Here is an 18,875-nt window from a genome sequence, read left to right on the forward strand (position 1 = left end):
TCCGCACTGTCCAGACAGTGACACGGCAATGGTTGGCTGTTTCCAGGACCGTTAAATACCTTTGCAAGCCCACGATTACGCTCCTTTCCTTCTATTTACCCCCAATTGTTCCATTCCTTGTGCCATACTTGATGGCACATCTCATGGCACATTTTTAGAGGAAATCGATGGGTGACTTGCATCGAATACCCGTATTGCTACGCTTTACAACGACGCCGCGCCAATGGCGCCTTGAAAAGGGATTCCTTAGGGCGGAACTGGGTTCTTTCGGACGTCCACGTCCACAACTTGATCCTTGGGAAGTGCGCGAGGAGTTTCTTAACCTGGAGAGAACACCAGGAAAGTTGTTGAAGTTCCTCAAAAAAACCGGAGCTTTCAACGTGGTTTCGCCTGCCGATGTGCGGACGTATTGGTCCTATCAGGATGGTCTACGAACGATGAGACGCGCGGGCGCCGAAGGATGGCGCAATATCTTGGCGCGAAGCACTAATCGGTTCATCGCTGAGTTGCCAAAATTGAAGCTATTGTCTGGCTTCGACGTGAAATACTTTCGCGGCTTACCTCAAGCGACAGTCGATGTCAACGCGACTCTACATGCGATTCTCGCTTCGATCTTGTTCGATTTCATCCAAGGATCAACTTTCGTACCTTGTGCACGTGAGGATTGTCCAAACGACTTTAAAGCGAAGCGTGGAAAGCAGTACTGCAAGCAATATTGTGCCCACCTAGCGTCGCTTAGAAGACGTCGAGGAACACCGCCGAATCAACCGGACTTGTCTAGAAGCTATCGATGATGAGTACATTCATCGGTTGGCATGTATTGGCACACTGCTGCCAGTCCGAGATTCGGACCAGCGTCTCTGTCTTTCGCCCAGCAGAAGGTCACGAGATTGATTCGCGGGGTACTACTGGGGGCGCGAGCATCGTTGGACACCTCAGAGATGCTTCTCACAAGTCACGCCATATTTGACGATCACTGTTGGATCAACCCAACGAGCCGTAACCGGGATGAGTTCTTCGTGAAGACGCGCTGCGCCGGGGCCATAGAGCGAAAGACGGCCGATCAGCAATACACGAGGCACAGCATCCGTCGTCTGGGCCATGCAGGCGCGAGAGAGGTCGTGGTGAACGAAACCTTGCGCCATGAAGCGTGAGAGCAAGCGCTGGACCACGCGTTGCTCCAAATGCATCTGTACGACTTCTTCCGTTACGACACCCGGATCTTCGAACACAATCGGTCGAATTGGAGAGGTGCGACGCCATTCCCAGAACTTCTGGTCGCGCGCACGCGGCGCACGAAGACTGTCCATCGTCTCCGCCCAGGATGGGTCCGCGCCCGGTCGCTGGTCGAGCGCTGGAAAACTGGATCGTGCAGGACCTTTCCCATTCGGTGCAGGTTTTAGCGGCTCCGCCCCCATGACCTCGAGCGCGCACGACAGAGCAGAACGAAAGTGGCCCGTGCTGAACGCGATTGCCTGCTGTGATCTTTCGAGCATCGTGCTCAGCTTCTCGATCTGCCCCCTAAGCTCGACCTCCCGTTCGCGCGCTGCCTCAAGCTCTTCGTCAACAGTGTCGCGCTGCTCCTTTTCCAGATCGGCGGCATCGATTTTGGTTTCGAGATCCGCCACATCCGAGCGCCGAATACCCGATTTCATTAGTGATTCGAGCTTAGAGTCGATCACCTGCGACAAGCTGCCCAGTTCCTCACGTATGGTTTTCGTCTTCCGAACCAGAGCAGCGAGAACCCGATCCTCCGGACGCTGCTTATAGAAGAAGTAATGGCAATACACCTCCGGGTTAGGCTGAAGTTTTCGGTCAACGCGGCCGTTGCGCTGTTCCATTCGACTCGGATTCCAAGGAACGTCGAAATGGAAGATGTTCCAGCAGTGCGCCTGCAAGTTGAGGCCTTCGCGTGCAGCATCGGTCGCGATCAGAATTCGAACGGGATGTTGTGAAGGATCGGCGTTGAAGGCCGCCTTGATAGCCTCGCGTTCATCGGGCGGTGTAGGGCCGTGAAAGATTGCAATACGCTCTTCTGCGCGATCGGAGCCGGCGATGGCAGCGTTCAATTGCTGCTGAAGATACCGTTTTGTGTCGTCGTACTCGGTGAAGATTAGGACGCGGAGATTGTTCCACTTCGCACCGGCGTTGCCGAGATCGGGGCACATCTCCGAGCGAATCCATTCAAGAAGCTTTCGGACTCTCGCATCCGGCAGCGCTCGGCTGGACTCCGCGAGCTCGGTCATCTCATCCAGGAGCTCTTGCTCTTGTTCGTACAACCGCCGCTGTAATTCACCAGTAGTATTCCCGATCGACGCGGCGGTAGCAGCTGTGAACTGGGCGTCCTCTTCAGCTGCAAAGTCTTCTTCGCTGAGAACACGATCGTCATCTGCACTCGCGGCACTAGATAGCAAATCGGTGCGCAAATACGAACTCTCATCCTTGGCGAGTTCCGCTTCGCGTTGCTTTTGAACTGTCTTGCGGTGCACGCGCAACGTTCGGGAAAAAGCTTCTATGGATGAAAACAACCGCTGCTGCAGACCACAAATCAGCAACCCCGATGCAGACTGCGTCCTGCGTGTCTCGGACTGAAGCCGTTGCTCGCGTGTACGCCGGTACTCATCAAGCAAGGCTACAAGGCGCAAGTCCGGCGCACTGTCCGGAAGTCCGTCGATGTTCTACTGTATGACCTTTCGTTCCGGAAATCCCCCCGAGATCTTTCGGAGATCATCTTTGAGCCGCCTCACCATTACTTCGTCGAGCACTTTCTTCGAGACTCTTACGCCACGGCAGAACCTTTGCGGGTCCAGGATCTCCAACAGTGCCGAAAAGCTGTTCGAGTGGCCGTTGTGAGGCGTAGCGGACAAGAAAAGGCGATGCTCAAAGCGCGGTGCTAAATCCCGAATCGCACGCGTGATGTGGCTGTCGATCGCATAGCGTTGCCCGCTTGAGGGAGCCGCGTGGTGCGCCTCGTCCAGTATGAGGAGGCTGCCAGGCCGGAAGGTCCCAAGCCAGTCCTGGAGGGACGACGCGTAAGTCTCGTCTATGAGCAGTCTTTGCGAGATAAGGAAGCGAGAGTGCGTAGTCCATGGGTTCACGCCGAAGCCTCGTTCACGTCTAACCTTTTGGACGTAGTCTTTGTCCAGAATCTCAAATCGCAGTCCAAAACGAGCTTCCAGCTCTTCCTTCCATTGAAGGAGCATTGACGGCGGCGCCGCAACCACGATTTCACGAACCTTCTTGCGCATAAGAAGTTCGCGAGCAATCAGACCTGCTTCAATCGTCTTGCCTAGCCCAACGTCATCGGCAATGAACAGATTCACTCGGGGGAGTCGTAGAGCTTTTCGAAGAGGCTCGAGCTGATACGCATCGAGCCTTATGCCGGCGCGGAAGGGCGATTGCAGCAGGTTCGGGTCAGTTGATGTAACGCAATTCCAGCGCAGTGTATTCAGATAGGCAGCGAATCGACTTGCAGGATCGAAGCCTCGCTTGGCGATAGAATCCCAGGCCTCGTCTGTAAGAATCTGTGCGTCGAGCTCTCGGTCCCAGAGGACGTCGAGACTCTGGCCTTGAGCATCATCGTCAACACAGGAAAGCTGCACCAATGCCGAATCGCAATGGCTCGGCGGTGTGACGACCTGCTCGACCAAGTATAGGCGCTGACGCACCGCTACGATTTCGCCGACTTCAGGACACCTACTTTCAACCGTCATCGTCCCCCCGACAGACGACCTCGACAAAAGCCGAAAATGTCGGGGCCTATGGTAAGAACTCTGTTTTAACCCCTAAGTCATTGAATTGCAATTCAGTTATTCACTGATAGTTCGATTCCAAGTCATTCGATCCGGCGCCGGTTCCCGGCATCGCAGAATAAGAAAACGAGAACAACACGGGGACCTCACGCCATGTGAATTGGTTCTTGAGTCGGCAATGTCACTCGAGTGCTCACGGAGAACTCCGTGTGACGGTTCAGCTAGGCAAAGATCGCAAACGCGAGGTGATCCTGTTCGTGGGGAATAGTGAGAAGTTCACAGTCCCAGAATCGGATCTGCCGTAATCGCCCCCGCGTATGTTCGTGTTGCTGAAACTCTAGTGGACTCTTGGGACTAGAGCCACTCTCCTACGCTTCTTCCGCCATGCGACCTGTGGGACTCAGGCGCGGCGCTCGGGCATTCTGCCCGTAGGACAAAGTGCGCATGGCGCCTTCTGATGATCTCCTCACCAGAACACAGGCCGTCTTTTCGGATGCCGCCGATCGAAATCTGAGTCGAGAGCAAGCTCGCGAATGTGTAGCTAATGTCGCGGGTTTCTTCGACGTGCTCTCGAAATGGCAAAGAGACGCCGCTACGAGTTCTTCGAAGACTCCGGAACAATCGCAACGCATGTTCGACAGGGAAGGCACAGGTCTTATTCCGTCAGCGAACGCGCAAGCTGAGCCAATTTCAGAGCGACGGGATGAAATTCTTTAGCGTTCAATTCAACACATTTATGCCAAACATGTTCAGTACGGAGGAGCCAATGCGCAACGAGAGCAGCAAAACCAACGCGGTTCGGTTAGTGAGTGCCTCCAACCAAGTCCGATGCATAGCGCAACCGCAATGAAAAGTGCGATGGGTTTGAGATAAGCGGGGGGACGTAGCCCACTTGCAAATAGCACCGCCACTAAGGCACCCAACCAATGCAATGAACACAGGTTCACGGCGGCGGAAGAAAAGGTCATCGAATACCGAACGCCCGGACGAATCCAGACAGGCTATCTCGCCATCAAGCACGGCGGAGCGAACGCGCAGGTCGGAAGGAAGCCCAGTGCGAAGGCCATCAAAAGTTTTGAAAGTGTTCCCATTGCGGGAGATGAGTTGGCGATCGCCATCGCGCACCACTGCGAGCGAGCGGAAGCCGTCGACTTTCAATTCGTAGAGGCAATCCGGGTCATCGAATGGCTCGGCCTTGCGGCCCAGAAGCATGGGGGAGAATGGCTTCATTGTTTTTAGTTGTAAAACGGCGGCCCGGACGAACGATTGTCGTTCCATCGGAAATGTGATTCATCTGTGATATTCAAATTGCGAATTGAAAGAACATGAGCTGAATTACTAAGCCGACCAGCGATGCAGCCCGTGGAACAAGTCATGGAACAGTTATGGAACAAAATACAGACGAACAGGGCGAAACAGCAGGTACCACCGCACGCGTAAAGCATTGAGAGGCAAAGACGGGCTATTGTTTGTCTCGGCTCATAACCCAAAGGTCGTAGGTTCAAATCCTACCCCCGCAACCAAACAAATTCTGCTCTATCAGCGGCTTACAGTGAGATTCCCTGTAAGCCGTTTTCGTTGATTGCAGTTAAGCTGACAAATGACTCGCTTGTGCAGTTTCTTTTGCTTTCTGCACAGCTTCCTCAAGAGTGATGGGTTCGGACCGCTGACGACACACAGTGCAGCTAAACCAACTTCTGAGCGATTGTCTCATCCAGGATTTCTCGCACCGTCAATGGCACAATCATGATGTGCTCACGCCGGAAGAATCCGTCAATCTCCCGCAGCGCATCGGCTGAAAAATCGAAGCCGATGAAGAACCCTTTCTGCCGTTTGGTTCTCATCATGGCTGCCTCGAAGTTGTCTATGTCGGGGCGTCTTACCTTGTCGATTTGCTTTACTTGGATTGGATACCACGAGTCCATGAAGTCGAGTTCACCCGCCGCCGCGCCACTCACTTTCGGTTCTGAGCCTACGGGGTAGATTCGCCCGTCAATGCCCATGTCCCCTACCTGGACTTTGTTGGGGATACCGCCAAGGGCGATGACGGCCCAGTTCTCGAACTTGGCGGTGAACATGTCCGCAGATTTCAAAAGTACGCAATCGGCGCGTTTGATGGGCGATATTCGTAACTGGCGAGATCATCTGGGCTAGCGCCACCCAAATCAGTGATCTCTCCCTACTTCAAGCCATACACGACAATTCGTCCGGATGTCCCTTGCTTGGGCCAGATGGGCGAACTTATGCCAGCTGCGACCGCAATACGCTGATATCCGCCTGCTTCGTAACTCACAATGCCTCCGCCAACCGGCTGGCCGGTATTGTGGCTCCAGAGCTTCTTGCCGGAGTGCGCATCGAGCGCGACCACGTTGCCGTCCATGTCGGCGGTAAACACCAGCCCGCCCGCAGTGGCCGTTACTGCCGCCGCAACCGGCGTGGGCGCTTGGTATTTCCAGGCGACTTTGCCGGTATCGGCATCAATCGCGGTCACCCATCCGCGCCATTGTTCCACCGGGTCCTGTTTGCCGAAGCTGGAATCGTGGGAGCCATTCCAAGGCTGGCCCGGCGCACCCTTCATCGCGCTCAGTGGTGCGAGCTTGACCGAGGTGCACCAGTCGATTTCCGGAACGTACACAAGGTTCTGCTGCGGCGAATACGCGGGGCCGTTCCACTCCGCTCCTCCTTGTGAACCCGGACAGAATCGCGTGAACTTCGTCTCAGTGAGGGGAGCGTTGACACTCTCGCGAGTGGTTGCGACAGTCTGATATTTGGCTTGCAGCGTTTTCGGCTGCTGCTCGTTTGATCCGGCCTTGACGTCATTTTCAATGCCGTAAACCAGGCCATCTTTACCGGACGCGATGGCCAGCTTGTGTCCGCCGCGCGTTGTCACCAGGGCAGGCGCTGTTGCCATATCCCAATCGTGAAAATCGTCCTTCACAGGCTGTATGTAAGCGATCAGCTTGCCGGTCTTGGCGTCAATCGCCAGCACGGAACTGGTATACAGGTTATCTCCGGGGTGCATCGCTTTAATGAAATCGGGCGCAACATTTCCCGTGCCGACCCAGAGCACGCCAGTTGTGGGATCGACGTGATACGACGTCCACGTTGCTCCGCCCGTCGGCGGATTCTGTGCCGATTTCTTGGTCCATGTGGCCGCTGCCGGGCCGCTCGACGGCACCACATGGAATTCCCATAGCTTCTTTCCGGTATTTGCTTCCAACGCGTAAACTCGCCCGGTTACCGCGAAATTGTCTCCACCGGCGTTGCCGATAAATACCATGCCGTTCCACGCGAGCGGCGCAGCCGGTATGGTTTCGCCGTTTGCATGATTGGCGATCGGCGTACTCCACGCCGCTTTACCGGAGCTCGCATCTATGGCGACAACATTGCCATCGTCGTATCCGCGAAATACCTTGCCCTGCGCCGCGGCCACGCCACGGTTCACACCCAGGCCCTTCCGCTGCGCTTCCGTAAGCGGCTCGGTGTGCTTCCAGCGGAGCTTGCACGTTTCCGCATCAATCGCGAACGTAGCGTCAAGTGTGGTGAAGTACAGAGTGCCTCCGACCACAACTGGGCCGGTTTCGAAGCTTGTCTTCACGCCGGAGTCATAGGTGCAGAGAGGCTGAAGCCGCGTCACGTTGGCAGTCTTGATTTCGTCGAGTGGTGAATAGCGGTCGCCGATGTAATCGCGGTCATACGTGGCCCAGTCGCTCTTTGCAATCTCAGCGGAGTTAGCCGCGGACTGCGTGCTCTGAGCGGCAAGAAGCGCCGCAGCCAACAGGAGCGAAACAATGGCTGCAAAACGAGCAGATTTTGACATAAGGAGTCCCTTCGAGAACGAGTCAACAATGAGACGTGACGGAGATGGTTACCGTTGCCCTGAGCGTTCGGTGATTGTCCAGATCCGCGAAACGTGCGGATTTCACCAATGTCGCCATTATCGATGGCAATCGCCAGCGGCTGTTCCGCCAATGTCCTAGCCGAACTTCCGCAACGATGACTCATGAATAAAGTAAGCGTGCGGCTGCTCTCTTCGCGCGAATCCGTGGAGACGCAAAACAGAATCACGCAATTGAAAGCGGAAATCTGAGTGCTAAGAGACATCAATACCTGAGGCGCACGAACATGCGGAGATGGCACCGGATGGGATGCGTGGGCAGATCGAAATGTTCAATCCACGAGAGCTGATTCTGAGGGTCTGATTCTAAAGATATGGCGGGGACGACGAGACTCGAACTCGCGACCTCTGCCGTGACAGGGCAGCGTTCTAACCAACTGAACTACGTCCCCGCTTTCGCGGACGATGCGCTTGGGTGCACACCGGTCGTACAGTCATCGGGCGTCACTCCGACGGCTTGAGGCTTACGCCTCTACTCCACTCTAACAGAGAGCTTTGGTGGGCAGTGCAGGATTCGAACCTGCGACCTTCTCGGTGTAAGCGAGACGCTCTAACCAGCTGAGCTAACCGCCCCTAACTTCTCGTCGCGCCCACCGGCGCACAAGACCACATCGACGAGGGGCGGCATCGAAGCGGAACTGACTTCTACTGGAGTATACGGGCGACTAAGGTTTTCGTCAAACAACGCTTGCGACCCGTTCGATAGAAATTTTCTGGCATATACCTGGAGGGCTTTTGCTCATCCGGGATGAAGGAGAGTGAGACGCAACGGCTTCGCGTGAGCGTACTGAGCGACCGAACTGAAGGGCGCAACTGCACCTGTGCGGATGCGATTGCACGAATTCCGAGCGTTGAGTCAGTGAATATTCCGTGCATAGGCATCTTTTCTGACTTCTGCCGAAACAAACAGACTGGCTAGTCGATGTAGACCCGTGGCGCTAGCCCTACCTTCCTCGCAGGTGTCGGAATGAAAGCCGTCCTCTTTGTTGACGATCACGAAGTACTGGCGCGACTGAGTTGCGAAATTCTGCAGATGCAGGGCTATCGCGCTGTTTGTGCCTACAACGCCGCAGACGCGCTCGACAAATTCAGCCGCGAGAAATTCGATATCCTGGTGACCGACTTCCGCATGGAAGGCATGAACGGCCTTGAACTGGCACGGCAGATACACGCAAACAATCCCGGCGTGCCGGTCATCATCGTCACCGGATACGGTCCGATTGACGGTGGCCAGGACGTGAACGCCTGCCTCCAAAAGGAAGAACTCTTCCCTGCCCTCCTGGATAAGATCAGGCTTTATCTCGGCGAGAGTGAAACGCCGGCAGAGGAGCCAGCCCGCTCCGCATAGTGGAAGCGAACAACGACACCTCATGCTGACGATGCGCCGTATTTTGCTGCGCCGGAGCATCTGCTCTTCGTAATCTCAAGGTGTTTCCAGAGATCAGACCTCGTCTATCAGGCGTCGTCTTAGCACGCCAGTGACGGAGCACCTGCTAAACTTCGTCGCGTGAAGCGTTTGATCGTAAATGCGGATGACTTCGGTCTGACGGCGGGCGTGAACAGGGCCATTGTTGAATGTCACGAGCGTGGAGTCGTGACCTCCACCACTTTGATGGCTACGGGCGCGCGCTTCGAGGAAGCTGTTGCGCTGGCTGGCAAAATCACCACTGACAATCGATTGAGCATTGGCTGCCATGTGGTGCTGGTGGATGGCACGCCCTGCCTGCAACCCTCTTCTTTGCCCACGCTGACCGCGAACGGAAGCTTACGCCGCAAGCTCGGTGACTTTGCGATGGCGGCAATTCGTAAGCAGATTTCGGAAGCCGAGATTGAAGCTGAGGCATTGGCGCAATTCCGCAAATTGCAGAATGCCGGCGTGCGGCTTAGCCATTTCGACGCGCACAAGCACGCGCATATGTTCCCCGGCGTCGTGCGACCGCTACTGAGGGCTGCGCAGGCGTGCGGCATACGAGCGGTGCGGAATCCGTTCGAGAGCGCTAGGCCCTTGCCGTTACGACTACTTGTGACCAGTCGCAATTTGTGGACGCGATATGCGGAAGTCGCAGTGCTTCGGCGCTGGCTGCGGCCATTTCAGCGCTTAGTGAATGACTACGGTCTGCGCACAACCGACGGCAGCCTTGGAGTGGTGGTAACGGGAGTGCTCAGCGAGCAACTGCTGGAAGTGATCATCGCCGCCATGCCTGAGGGTACGTGGGAGCTGGTCTGTCATCCTGGGTACAACGATGCAGAGCTGGCGCTTGCAAGCACACGGCTGCTTTGGTCCCGAGCCACGGAATTGCAGGTTCTGACTTCATCCGCCGCCCGTGAGATTCTCGAGCGCTACGGCATTGAGCTAATCAGTTATCACGATCTTGCAAACATTTAAGACTGCCAGGGTGCTCCTGCTTCTGAATCTTCGGGCAGTTCGGGATATCCAATACGAAGTTGCACTCCAAGGCTAACGAAAAGACCGTATATGCGGATAGGAATTACCTGTTACCCAACTTACGGCGGCAGCGGTGTGGTCGCCACGGAACTCGGCATTGAACTCGCCCAACGCGGACATCAGGTTCACTTCATCACCTACTCGGAGCCGATACGGCTTACGGAGCCGCATCCAAATATCCACTACCACGAAGTGGAGGTTTCGCGTTATCCGCTCTTCGAATACCCGCCGTACGACCTGGCGCTGGCAACGCGCATGGCCGAGGTGGCGGAGATCTATGAACTCGATCTGCTGCACGTACATTATGCGATTCCGCACTCTGTGAGTGCCATGCTCGCACGCCAGATGCTTGCCTTCGGCAACGGAGCTAAGCCGCGCAAGCTTCCATTCGTCACGACGCTACACGGCACCGACATCACGCTGGTCGGCCTCGACCACTCCTATCTTCCGATCACGCGATTTTCGATCGAGCAGTCCGATGGCGTTACAGCCATTTCGAGTTATCTGAAGCAGAAGACGCTGGAAGAGTTCGAGATCAAGCATCACATCGAAGTCATCCACAATTTCGTGAACTGCGATCTGTATCGTCGCGAGCCTGATGCTGTCGAACGCCGTCGCGAATTCGCGCAGGATGGCGAGCGCATCCTGGCACATCTTTCGAACTTCCGGCCGGTGAAGCGCGTGACCGACGTCATCGAGATATTCGATCGCGTTTTGAAGAAGATTCCCGCGCGCCTGGTCATGATCGGCGATGGGCCTGACCGCTCGAAGGCCGAGTGGCTGGCGATGAAGAAAGGCATACACGACCGCGTTCTCTTTATGGGCAAGCAGGACCGCGTGCACGAAAAAATTGGAGTTGCCGATGTAATGCTGCTGCCGAGCGAATTGGAATCGTTTGGACTGGCAGCGTTGGAAGGAATGGCGTGCGAGGTGGTTCCGATTGCGACGAATGTCGGCGGAGTGCCGGAACTGATTGAGCAAGGGCGCAACGGCTACATGGCAAACGTAGGCGACGTCGAAGAGATGGCCCGCTGCGCAATCGAAGTACTGGGAGACGATGCGAAGCTGCAGCAGGTACGCAAAAGGGCACGTTCAACGGCGCAGTCACGCTTCTGCGCAACGAAAATCATTCCAAAATACGAGCAGTTTTATCGCGAGGTGCTGGAGCGCGATTCGTAAATCCCGGCGCTGAGTTCATCCGATTGCGGCACTGGGAGCGCAAGGCGCACGAGAGTTCCCCGTCCGGGATGGCTCTCCACTTCCATGTGTGCGGCGTCACTATATAACACTTCAAGTCTTTCCTTGATATTGGCCATGCCGATGCCGGTCCCAAGAGGCAGTGCAGGCTCACCGTCGCACATGCCGACGCCGTCGTCTTCCACCTCGACGACGAGCATGCCGTTGAACATTCTGCTCCGCAAGTGGATGCTGCCGCCTTCTATCTTCGGACTCAGGCCGTGCTTGATGCAGTTCTCCACGAGCGGCTGCAGGATCATGCTTGGCACCAAGACCCCGAGGGTTTCCGGCTCCAGTTCCTTGTTCACCTTCAGTTTGTCGCACCCGAAGCGAACGACTTCGATATCGAGATAGTCGTCAATAGAGGCCAGTTCGTCCCGCAGTTCGACGAAAGAGTCCCCCTTTCGGAGCAGTCGCCGCAGGATATTGGCCAGTTTGAGGATCATCTCGCGCGCTGTATCAGGGTCGAAGCGAACAAGTGAGGAGACGGAGTTCAGGGTGTTAAACAGGAAGTGCGGATTGATCTGGCTCTGAAGGGCCTCCATGCGGGCGTGCAGAAGAAGACGCTCCTGCTCTTCCAGCTTCATCTCGATCCGGGTGTTGTTAAGCACCTTCAGTGCGATGGCCACCGCCATAACCGTAGTGCCGTAGATTGCAGCGCGGATTACCCAGTTAGGACTATCGAGTTCGAACGTGTAAGCCGGAAACGCATCCTTAACTTCGAATCGCATCAACTGAAGACCCAGGATGAGCAGGAAGAAGGATGTCTGCCAGTCAATAAACGATTTGGCGATCGTGCGCCGAATCCAACGATAGATGCTTAGGTCGAACAGCGGAGAGAATGACCAGATGGCTTCGCGATCTTGAGCAAAGTTACGCAGCATGCCGGCAGATAGCCCAGCGATTACGTTCAGCGGCAGGTTAGCCCATTCATGCAGAGCAAGCGATGGCATCGAGACCAGCAGCGCACCCGCGACGCCGGCAGTGCGGCCAGCGATAACGCCCATCAGGATACAACTCTCAAATGCGACGTCGGCGGCGATGAAGTTCTTGACCGTGCCGCGAACGACCACCCCGAGCGCAAAAGGAACGCCCATGAGCAGCACCATTTCAATCTTCTCGGAAAACGTGCGCTCTTCGCGAAAGAGCAGGACGCGAAAACGACGCGAGCGCGCGAGCACACTGCTAACAGCCGCGGAGACGCCCAGCTTGATCAGCAGCGTGATGAGAATGAGTTTTTGGTCCAAAACTACAGTCGCCAGTGGCCGGTTGCCAGTTGCCAGTATAGCCGTTTAGCGCCCCGCGACCTTCGCTGCTGCCGCTTGGATTGCCTGCTCCAGACGGTTGCCGTCGGGGACTCCACCCTGCGCCAGGTCCCTGCTGCCGCCTCCGCGTCCGCCTAACGCGGCCATGGCATCTTTCATCAGGGAACCCATGTCATTGCCGAGACCAGGTGATTGCGCAAACACCATCGCCGCCTGGCCTTCGCCGGCACCAAGCAGCGCGACCACATTGGCTGACGCAGTCATCTTCTGTGCCAGGAGTTTGACGAATGCCATGTCGCGATCGGGGAATACCTGCGTGACAACGCGTATGCTATCCGGCGCTGCGGCGCGCGGTGCCTCGGCTAGCAACTGCACCGCCTTGAGTTCCGCGATCTCTTCCAGCAGCTTATGGCGGACCTTGGCAGCAGACTTGTTGTCGTCAAGCAGCTTGCCGATCTGCGCGGGAACTTCCCATATGTGCGTGGAGAAGAGCGCGCCGGCTTCGGTGAGCGTCTCGTAGTCTTTGCGCGCATGGCGTACGGCGCGGGTGCCGCAGACAAACTCGATGCGTACGCCCTGCTTCACTCTTTCGACTTTGCGCAACAGGATGGCACCAATCTGCCCCGTGCTCTTGACGTGCGTTCCGCCGCAGGCGCACAGGTCGAAATTGCTTATGTCGATGAGCCGAAGTTGGTCGCGTTCGGCTGGCGGAATCTTGCGCAGCCCCAACTGGCGTGCTTCGTCAATCGTAACAAAGCGCATGGATACGGCGCGATCTTCGAGCACGATGTCGTTCGCGCGCTGCTCGGCTCTGCGCACCTGATCGGCGGAGAGTGACTTGCAGTCGAGATCGATCGTGCAGCTCTCGTTCCCCATGTGGAACGAAACGGTGGGCGCATTGAACATCTCAAGGAAAGCTGCCGAGAGAACGTGTTGGCCTGAGTGCTGCTGCATGTGGTCGCGCCGGCGATCCACGTCGATGAAGCCGCGCACGCGAACGGCCCCGGCCTTCACATCGGAAGGCAATGTACCTTCAATGACGTGGAGGATGGTTCCGTCGTCTTCCTCCGCAACGTCGGCGACGCGCAACTTTGGCAGGAAATATCCGCGTGCGACCTCAAGCGGCTCAAGTTCAAGCCAACCGGTATCGGATACCTGCCCGCCGCTGGTGGGGTAGAACACCGTGCGATCGAGCACGACAGCGGTGCGTCCATCTGCAAGTGCGCGCGTCTCTTCGAGAGCGGCGACGAAGTCATAGAGAAACGAATTGTGATAGTAGAGGCGATCAGTCATGAGTAGTAGCCGGTTGCCGGTTGCCAGTTGCCAGCGAACACCAGCACTTGCTGGCAACTGGGCACCGGCAACTGACAACAGTGTTCTCTAGTATGGCTGAATGATGCCGCCGATGCTGCGTGATTTCGGGAGTTCCTTGGCGGCATTATCGTTCATGCCAAAAAACTCGGCGACAACGTCAATGTACTTGTTGCCTGCGCCGGTATTGAAAAGCACGACCTTGTCAGCCGCCTTGAGGAAGCCGGTCGCGCGTAGCTTGCGATAGGCGGACAGGGCGGCGGCGCCTTCGGGTGCTGCAAAGATGCCTTCGTGTCGCGCCCACTCTTTGACGCTGTCCATGATCTCTGCGTCGGTGACGGCCACTGCGGTACCGCTGCTTTTCTTTACTACGTCCAGCACGATGAAGTCGCCGTAGGCCTTAGGCACGCGAAGGCCGCTCGCCAGAGTCTGGGCGCCCTGCCACATTTCGGAGGCGGGTTTGTGTTCGTCCCAGGCTTTGGGGATGGGCGCGCAACCGGCAGCCTGCACGGCAATCATCTTGGGGCGGAAGCCTTTTGGCGATTTCAGCCAGCCCATCTCTTCCATTTCGTCGAAGGCCTTCCACATTCCGATCAGGCCAACGCCACCGCCGGTCGGGTAGATGATGGCGTCGGGCAGCGTCCAACCCATCTGCTCCGCCACCTCGTAGCCCATCGTCTTTTTGCCTTCCACGCGGAAGGGCTCTTTGAGGGTTGAGATATCGAACCAGCCCTGCGTCTCTTTGCCCTGCGCGACCATACGGGCGCAATCGCTAATAAGGCCATCAACGAGGGTAACTTTCGCACCGTAGGCCTCGCACTCGACGCGGTTCGCCATGGGTACGTCCCGGGGCATGAAGATGTGTGCCTCGATGGCGGCGGCGGCGCAATAGGCAGCGAGCGCGCTAGCGGCGTTTCCCGCGGAAGGGATGGCGACCTTCTTCACACCGTAGTGGCGGAGCATAGTGACGGCCATTCCGAGTCCACGCGCTTTGAACGAACCGGTTGGGTTAAGGCCCTCATCCTTTATCCAGACACCTTCGTCGTTCCGGCTTTTCAGCAGCGGCGTGAAGCCCTCGCCAAGCGTGACCGGGGCAGCCTCGGGGAGAACTTCCTTGTAGCGCCACATATCAGGCGCACGATGCGCGATGACTTCAGGCGTGACCGAGCGAGCAACCAGAGCCAGATCGTACCGGACGTAGAGAGGTCCAGCGCATTTGGTACACAACGTCTGCGGCTCGTTGGCATTCAGGCGCTCGCCGCAACGGGAACATTCGAGATAGGAGATTTTGGCCATAGTCGAGTCCTATGAGATATGAGGTTTTACTTCAACTATTCAAGGGCATACCGAATGGCTATTTTAGCTTTCCGAGTAGCGCCTTCGTACGGCGGAACCACGGACGATCACGGCGCTTCTGGAAGCCGGGCATGGTCGCCCGTTTTGCCAGGATGCGCTCGGTCCACTCGCGTGCTTCGTCTTTCCTGCCCTGTTCGGCGAGGAATTCTGCGTAGTGATACTGCGACTCTGTCAAGGTAGAGAGGCGAATTACATCGCCGAACATGGCCTCGGCCTTGGCTGGCTGACCGGTGCGTGCGTAGGCATATGCCAGAAGGCCTGCGGCGCGGTGGAAATCGTACTTGGGGTCGGCGGCGACGGCGCGCTCAAGATCAGGCACGGCGGCGGTAAAGTCCCCGAGTTCGACTTCGGCGATGGCGCGCCGGTAAAAGGGATCGGCCGAATCCGTCCTCGACGAGATGGAGCGATCGAAGGCGGCGCGTGCCCTCTGCCACTTGCCGTCATCAAGGTATAGCTGGCCGAGTTCTTCGTAGTTCCCTGCCGAAGGGTTCTCCAGAACCGTCAATTCCAATTCCTTGATGCGGCGGCGGCGCGGGAAGATTTTGAAAGTGCCGGGATCGCGCAACTCCGGCAGTGCTTCGACAGCGAGATACACGAGCGCGCCGAGCGGGCCGAGGAAGAGGATGATGTAAAGCCAATACGTGTCTGGCCGTTTGCGCACAAAATGCATGAGCGCCAACGCCATCAACACGATGCCATAGATACCGTAAGAAAAGAATCCGCCTAACATGAGCGGAGTCATGATAGACCAACAAAGCCGAAATTCCCTACGCCTTCCTGTACGAAGGCTCGGGCGGCGACGGGAGCGCGGGTGCTAGAATCGGCCCGTGAAGCTGCGCATCCGCCTGATCGCGATTGACATCGATGGCACGCTGCTGGACCCGCACTTCCAGATCTCAGCGTCCAACCTGGAAACGCTGGCCCGCGCCCACGCACAGGGGGTAGAGCTTGCCCTGGTGACGGGGCGACGGCACTTGTTCGCGCTTCCTGTCGCGCAGATGCTCGGGTTCGATGTCACTCTCATCAGTTCCAATGGAGCGGTGACGCGGTCGAGTAACGGCGAACTCTTTCATCGCGACCTGCTGCCCCGCCAAACGGCGCTGCGATTAGTCCGGCACATGCGCGATTTCCGCGGCAACACGGTGCTTACCTTCGATCGCGAGGTGCGTGGCGCGCTGGTGGTCGAGAGCGCGGAAGAGCTAAATCAATCCATCCAGCGCTGGATGGAGAAGAATTCCGAGTACATCGAGTACGTGCGACCGCTCGAGCGCGCCATCACGACGGACCCCATTCAGTCGATGTTCTGCGGCACGATCGACCGGATGGAAGCCGCCCAGAAATTCCTTATGGAGTGGGAACGCGCGTCGGATGTGACGGTTCTTAAAACGCAATACGATGCACGCAATCTCTGCATTGTAGATGTATTGAATCAGGGCTGCTCGAAGGGCCATGCGCTGGAACGCTGGGCGACGCATCGCGGCTTCCGGCGGGAAGAAGTGATGGCCATCGGCGACAACTACAACGACGTGGAAATGCTCGAATTCGCTGGACATCCCGTTATCATGGGGAATGCGTGCGAGGACCTGAAACGCACTGGCTGGACGGTCACGCTCGGCAACGAACAGAGCGGCGTAGCGGCGGCGGTGGAGCGCATACTGGGATAGAACTCCTTTTTCGGCGCTAATGATTTCGGCTTTGATGAAGAAGATTTCCCAAATCGTGGCTTTGGTCGGCGTACTTGCGCTTCCCAGCGCAGCTGCGGAATTCGCACATCTGCGTAACGGGTTCAGCATCCGCCATGAGAGGCATGAGATTTCAGGGGCTACGACGCGTCTTTATCTAGGAGCGACTGAAGCAGGCTTTGTGGACGTCGCTACCGATCAGGTCATCGGATACGAGCACGACAACAGTGTGCCGGCTGAGGCAGAGCCGTCCCAACTCCGCACGAAAGAAATCCACGACCACGTCACCGCCGCAAGCGATGCTACAGGCATTGACGCTGATTTCATCCATAGCATCATCCGTCGCGAAAGCGGTTTCAACCCGAAGGCCGTGTCGCCAAAGGGCGCGCAAGGGCTTATGCAATTGATGCCCGCCACGGCTGGCATGCTGGGCGTGAAGGATAGCTTCGATCCGGCATCGAATATCGATGGCGGCACGCGGTATCTCCGCGAGTTGCTGAACCTCTACAAAGGCGATGCCGTGAAAGCACTCGCCGCCTACAATGCAGGACCACATCGGGTGGAGCAGTACCGCGGCGTGCCTCCGTATGCGGAGACGCGGGCTTACGTTGCCGGAATCATACGGGACTACAACAAGCGAAAGTCAGCTGCGAAGCCGACGACGGCGCCAGCAAAGCCTGCGGCCAAACCGTCCGCGCGCCCACGCGTCCGAACAGCCGACTCAGGCGCAGGAACCCATCCTGCCGGTTGATGGTCGGCGGAGTTGCCCACTCAACTCACGACCGTGATTGACCCTCTCGCCCGCCTCATATACCTTGTGAGTTCCACTCACGGGTGCACATTCCAAGATGAACAAGAAACACGCGCTCACTACGGCCATTGTTGTCGCGGTTCTCGGAATCCTCGTTTACTTCCAGTTCCGTACCTGGACAACGTTCGACTGGCGCGAATTCTGGCGTCAGACACGAGGCCTGAATATTGGAATGTTGCTGAGCGCTGTCGTGCTGATTTACGCCGTTTACCTGCTGCGAGCTCTGCGGTGGAAGATCTTCCTCAATCCGACGAAAAAAGTTTCCACGCAACGCCTTGTATCTTCGCAATATATAGGTTTCACGGGACTGGCATTACTGGGGCGCCCTGGCGAGTTCGTTCGTCCTTACCTCATTGCTCTCAAGGAAGATCTGACCTTCTCTTCGCAGCTTGCCGTGTGGGCGGTAGAGCGAGTTTTCGACATGGGCACAGTAGCGCTGCTTCTTGGCGTGAACCTGGCCATCTTCGGGTACAAGTACAAGCAGTTCCCGCAAATCGAACAGGGTGGAATAACACTTCTAGGTGGCGTCAGCGTGATCGCCGTACTTGTGTTCGCGATCTGGTGGAAGACTGAGAGGATCGCCGCAGTTGCAGAGGCAATCCTGCGCCCGATTTCAAAGAAGTTTGCCGAAACTGCACGTACGAAAGTGACCTCATTTGGCGACGGGCTGCACACAATTGCCGATGCGCGTTCGTTCTTTGCCGTACTGGCGCTCTCTGCCGCAATCTGGCTCATGATTGCCGGAGCGTACTGGCAGGTGACTCATGCCTACCCGGCTACGCCTGAGGCCATGGCGCTGCATGAAATGCAGTTTCCTGACATGCTCCTGGTGATGGCCGCCAGCATGGCCGGATCGATCGTGCAATTGCCGGGCGTGGGTGGAGGTTCCCAGCTCGCCGTTATCGGCATCCTCTCATCGCATGTCTTCGACGTTCCAAAGGAATTGGCGGTGAGCTGCGGCATCATGCTTTGGCTGATCACGTTCGTTTCGGTGACGCCCATGGGACTCCTTCTCGCGCATCGCGAACGCATTTCGCTGCGGGAGATTTCCGCCGAGAGCGAACACATCGAGCACATAAAGCAGTAGAAATACCAGGCATCCGGCGAGCGTGACTGCC

The 18,875-nt window shown here is 57.0% G+C and carries 15 protein-coding genes and 2 tRNA genes; 6 read left to right on the forward strand and 11 right to left on the reverse strand.

The window, feature by feature from the left end:
• Positions 1-935: 935 nt before the first annotated feature.
• The 7 genes from VN622_04230 to VN622_04260 form a co-directional block, all read right to left on the reverse strand.
• Positions 936-2,489 carry a helicase-related protein gene (locus tag VN622_04230; protein HWR35065.1) on the reverse strand — a complete coding sequence of 518 codons (1,554 nt, stop codon included), beginning with the start codon at positions 2,487-2,489 and terminating at the stop codon, positions 936-938.
• Between the two features lie 189 nt (positions 2,490-2,678).
• Positions 2,679-3,713: an SNF2-related protein gene (locus VN622_04235; GenBank protein ID HWR35066.1), complete on the reverse strand. Its 1,035-nt coding sequence runs from the start codon at positions 3,711-3,713 to the stop codon at positions 2,679-2,681.
• Between the two features lie 759 nt (positions 3,714-4,472).
• Positions 4,473-4,982, reverse strand: coding sequence for a hypothetical protein (locus VN622_04240; GenBank protein HWR35067.1), 510 nt, complete (start codon positions 4,980-4,982; stop codon positions 4,473-4,475).
• A 455-nt stretch (positions 4,983-5,437) separates the two neighbouring features.
• On the reverse strand, positions 5,438-5,830 hold the full coding sequence (locus tag VN622_04245; protein ID HWR35068.1) for a hypothetical protein: 393 nt from the start codon (positions 5,828-5,830) through the stop codon (positions 5,438-5,440).
• Between the two features lie 101 nt (positions 5,831-5,931).
• On the reverse strand, positions 5,932-7,572 hold the full coding sequence (locus tag VN622_04250) for a PQQ-binding-like beta-propeller repeat protein (protein ID HWR35069.1): 1,641 nt from the start codon (positions 7,570-7,572) through the stop codon (positions 5,932-5,934).
• Between the two features lie 393 nt (positions 7,573-7,965).
• Positions 7,966-8,042 (reverse strand) — tRNA-Asp (locus VN622_04255).
• Between the two features lie 104 nt (positions 8,043-8,146).
• Positions 8,147-8,223 (reverse strand) — tRNA-Val (locus tag VN622_04260).
• Between the two features lie 394 nt (positions 8,224-8,617).
• Here VN622_04260 and VN622_04265 point away from each other — a divergent pair.
• The 3 genes from VN622_04265 (at position 8,618) to bshA (ending at position 11,275) form a co-directional block, all read left to right on the forward strand.
• A complete protein-coding gene (locus VN622_04265) occupies positions 8,618-8,998 on the forward strand; it encodes a response regulator (GenBank protein ID HWR35070.1) in 381 nt (126 codons plus the stop codon).
• Positions 8,999-9,157: 159 nt separating this feature from the next.
• Complete coding sequence (locus VN622_04270) at positions 9,158-10,036, forward strand: ChbG/HpnK family deacetylase (GenBank protein ID HWR35071.1); 879 nt, start codon at positions 9,158-9,160, stop codon at positions 10,034-10,036.
• A gap of 90 nt (positions 10,037-10,126) precedes the next feature.
• On the forward strand, positions 10,127-11,275 hold the full coding sequence (gene bshA, locus VN622_04275) for an N-acetyl-alpha-D-glucosaminyl L-malate synthase BshA (protein ID HWR35072.1): 1,149 nt from the start codon (positions 10,127-10,129) through the stop codon (positions 11,273-11,275).
• Here bshA and VN622_04280 read toward each other — a convergent pair.
• The 4 genes from VN622_04280 to VN622_04295 all read right to left on the reverse strand — a co-directional run bounded on the left by VN622_04280 (position 11,245) and on the right by VN622_04295 (position 16,006).
• On the reverse strand, positions 11,245-12,579 hold the full coding sequence (locus tag VN622_04280; GenBank protein ID HWR35073.1) for a histidine kinase: 1,335 nt from the start codon (positions 12,577-12,579) through the stop codon (positions 11,245-11,247). The two genes, bshA and VN622_04280, sit on opposite strands and share 31 nt — an antisense overlap.
• 45 nt (positions 12,580-12,624) lie before the next feature.
• The gene (locus VN622_04285; protein ID HWR35074.1) at positions 12,625-13,890 is read right to left on the reverse strand and encodes a DHHA1 domain-containing protein; all 1,266 of its coding nucleotides are present in this window, start codon (positions 13,888-13,890) and stop codon (positions 12,625-12,627) included.
• An 87-nt stretch (positions 13,891-13,977) separates the two neighbouring features.
• The gene (locus VN622_04290; GenBank protein HWR35075.1) at positions 13,978-15,204 is read right to left on the reverse strand and encodes a threonine synthase; all 1,227 of its coding nucleotides are present in this window, start codon (positions 15,202-15,204) and stop codon (positions 13,978-13,980) included.
• Positions 15,205-15,262: 58 nt separating this feature from the next.
• Positions 15,263-16,006, reverse strand: coding sequence for a tetratricopeptide repeat protein (locus tag VN622_04295; protein HWR35076.1), 744 nt, complete (start codon positions 16,004-16,006; stop codon positions 15,263-15,265).
• Positions 16,007-16,091: 85 nt separating this feature from the next.
• Here VN622_04295 and VN622_04300 point away from each other — a divergent pair, with 85 nt between their 5' ends.
• The 3 genes from VN622_04300 (at position 16,092) to VN622_04310 (ending at position 18,844) form a co-directional block, all read left to right on the forward strand.
• Positions 16,092-16,928: a Cof-type HAD-IIB family hydrolase gene (locus VN622_04300; GenBank protein HWR35077.1), complete on the forward strand. Its 837-nt coding sequence runs from the start codon at positions 16,092-16,094 to the stop codon at positions 16,926-16,928.
• A 34-nt stretch (positions 16,929-16,962) separates the two neighbouring features.
• Positions 16,963-17,697: a lytic transglycosylase domain-containing protein gene (locus tag VN622_04305; GenBank protein ID HWR35078.1), complete on the forward strand. Its 735-nt coding sequence runs from the start codon at positions 16,963-16,965 to the stop codon at positions 17,695-17,697.
• 97 nt (positions 17,698-17,794) lie between these two features.
• Positions 17,795-18,844 (forward strand): lysylphosphatidylglycerol synthase transmembrane domain-containing protein, encoded by a 1,050-nt coding sequence (locus VN622_04310; protein ID HWR35079.1) that lies wholly within the window; start codon positions 17,795-17,797, stop codon positions 18,842-18,844.
• Positions 18,845-18,875 lie beyond the last annotated feature (31 nt).

Source organism: Clostridia bacterium (genome assembly GCA_035561135.1).
Lineage (GTDB): Bacteria > Acidobacteriota > Terriglobia > Terriglobales > Acidobacteriaceae > DATMYA01.

Excerpts from the sequence above, each read along its gene's own strand:
- VN622_04295 (HWR35076.1), bottom strand. The coding sequence starts at position 16,006 with ATGACTCCGCTCATGTTAGGCGGATTCTTTTCTTACGGTATCTATGGC.
- VN622_04245 (HWR35068.1), bottom strand. The coding sequence starts at position 5,830 with ATGTTCACCGCCAAGTTCGAGAACTGGGCCGTCATCGCCCTTGGCGGT.
- VN622_04285 (HWR35074.1), bottom strand. The coding sequence starts at position 13,890 with ATGACTGATCGCCTCTACTATCACAATTCGTTTCTCTATGACTTCGTC.
- bshA (HWR35072.1), top strand. The coding sequence starts at position 10,127 with ATGCGGATAGGAATTACCTGTTACCCAACTTACGGCGGCAGCGGTGTG.
- VN622_04310 (HWR35079.1), top strand. The coding sequence starts at position 17,795 with ATGAACAAGAAACACGCGCTCACTACGGCCATTGTTGTCGCGGTTCTC.
- VN622_04305 (HWR35078.1), top strand. The coding sequence starts at position 16,963 with ATGAAGAAGATTTCCCAAATCGTGGCTTTGGTCGGCGTACTTGCGCTT.
- VN622_04240 (HWR35067.1), bottom strand. The coding sequence starts at position 4,982 with ATGAAGCCATTCTCCCCCATGCTTCTGGGCCGCAAGGCCGAGCCATTC.
- VN622_04265 (HWR35070.1), top strand. The coding sequence starts at position 8,618 with ATGAAAGCCGTCCTCTTTGTTGACGATCACGAAGTACTGGCGCGACTG.
- VN622_04290 (HWR35075.1), bottom strand. The coding sequence starts at position 15,204 with ATGGCCAAAATCTCCTATCTCGAATGTTCCCGTTGCGGCGAGCGCCTG.
- VN622_04235 (HWR35066.1), bottom strand. The coding sequence starts at position 3,713 with ATGACGGTTGAAAGTAGGTGTCCTGAAGTCGGCGAAATCGTAGCGGTG.
- VN622_04250 (HWR35069.1), bottom strand. The coding sequence starts at position 7,572 with ATGTCAAAATCTGCTCGTTTTGCAGCCATTGTTTCGCTCCTGTTGGCT.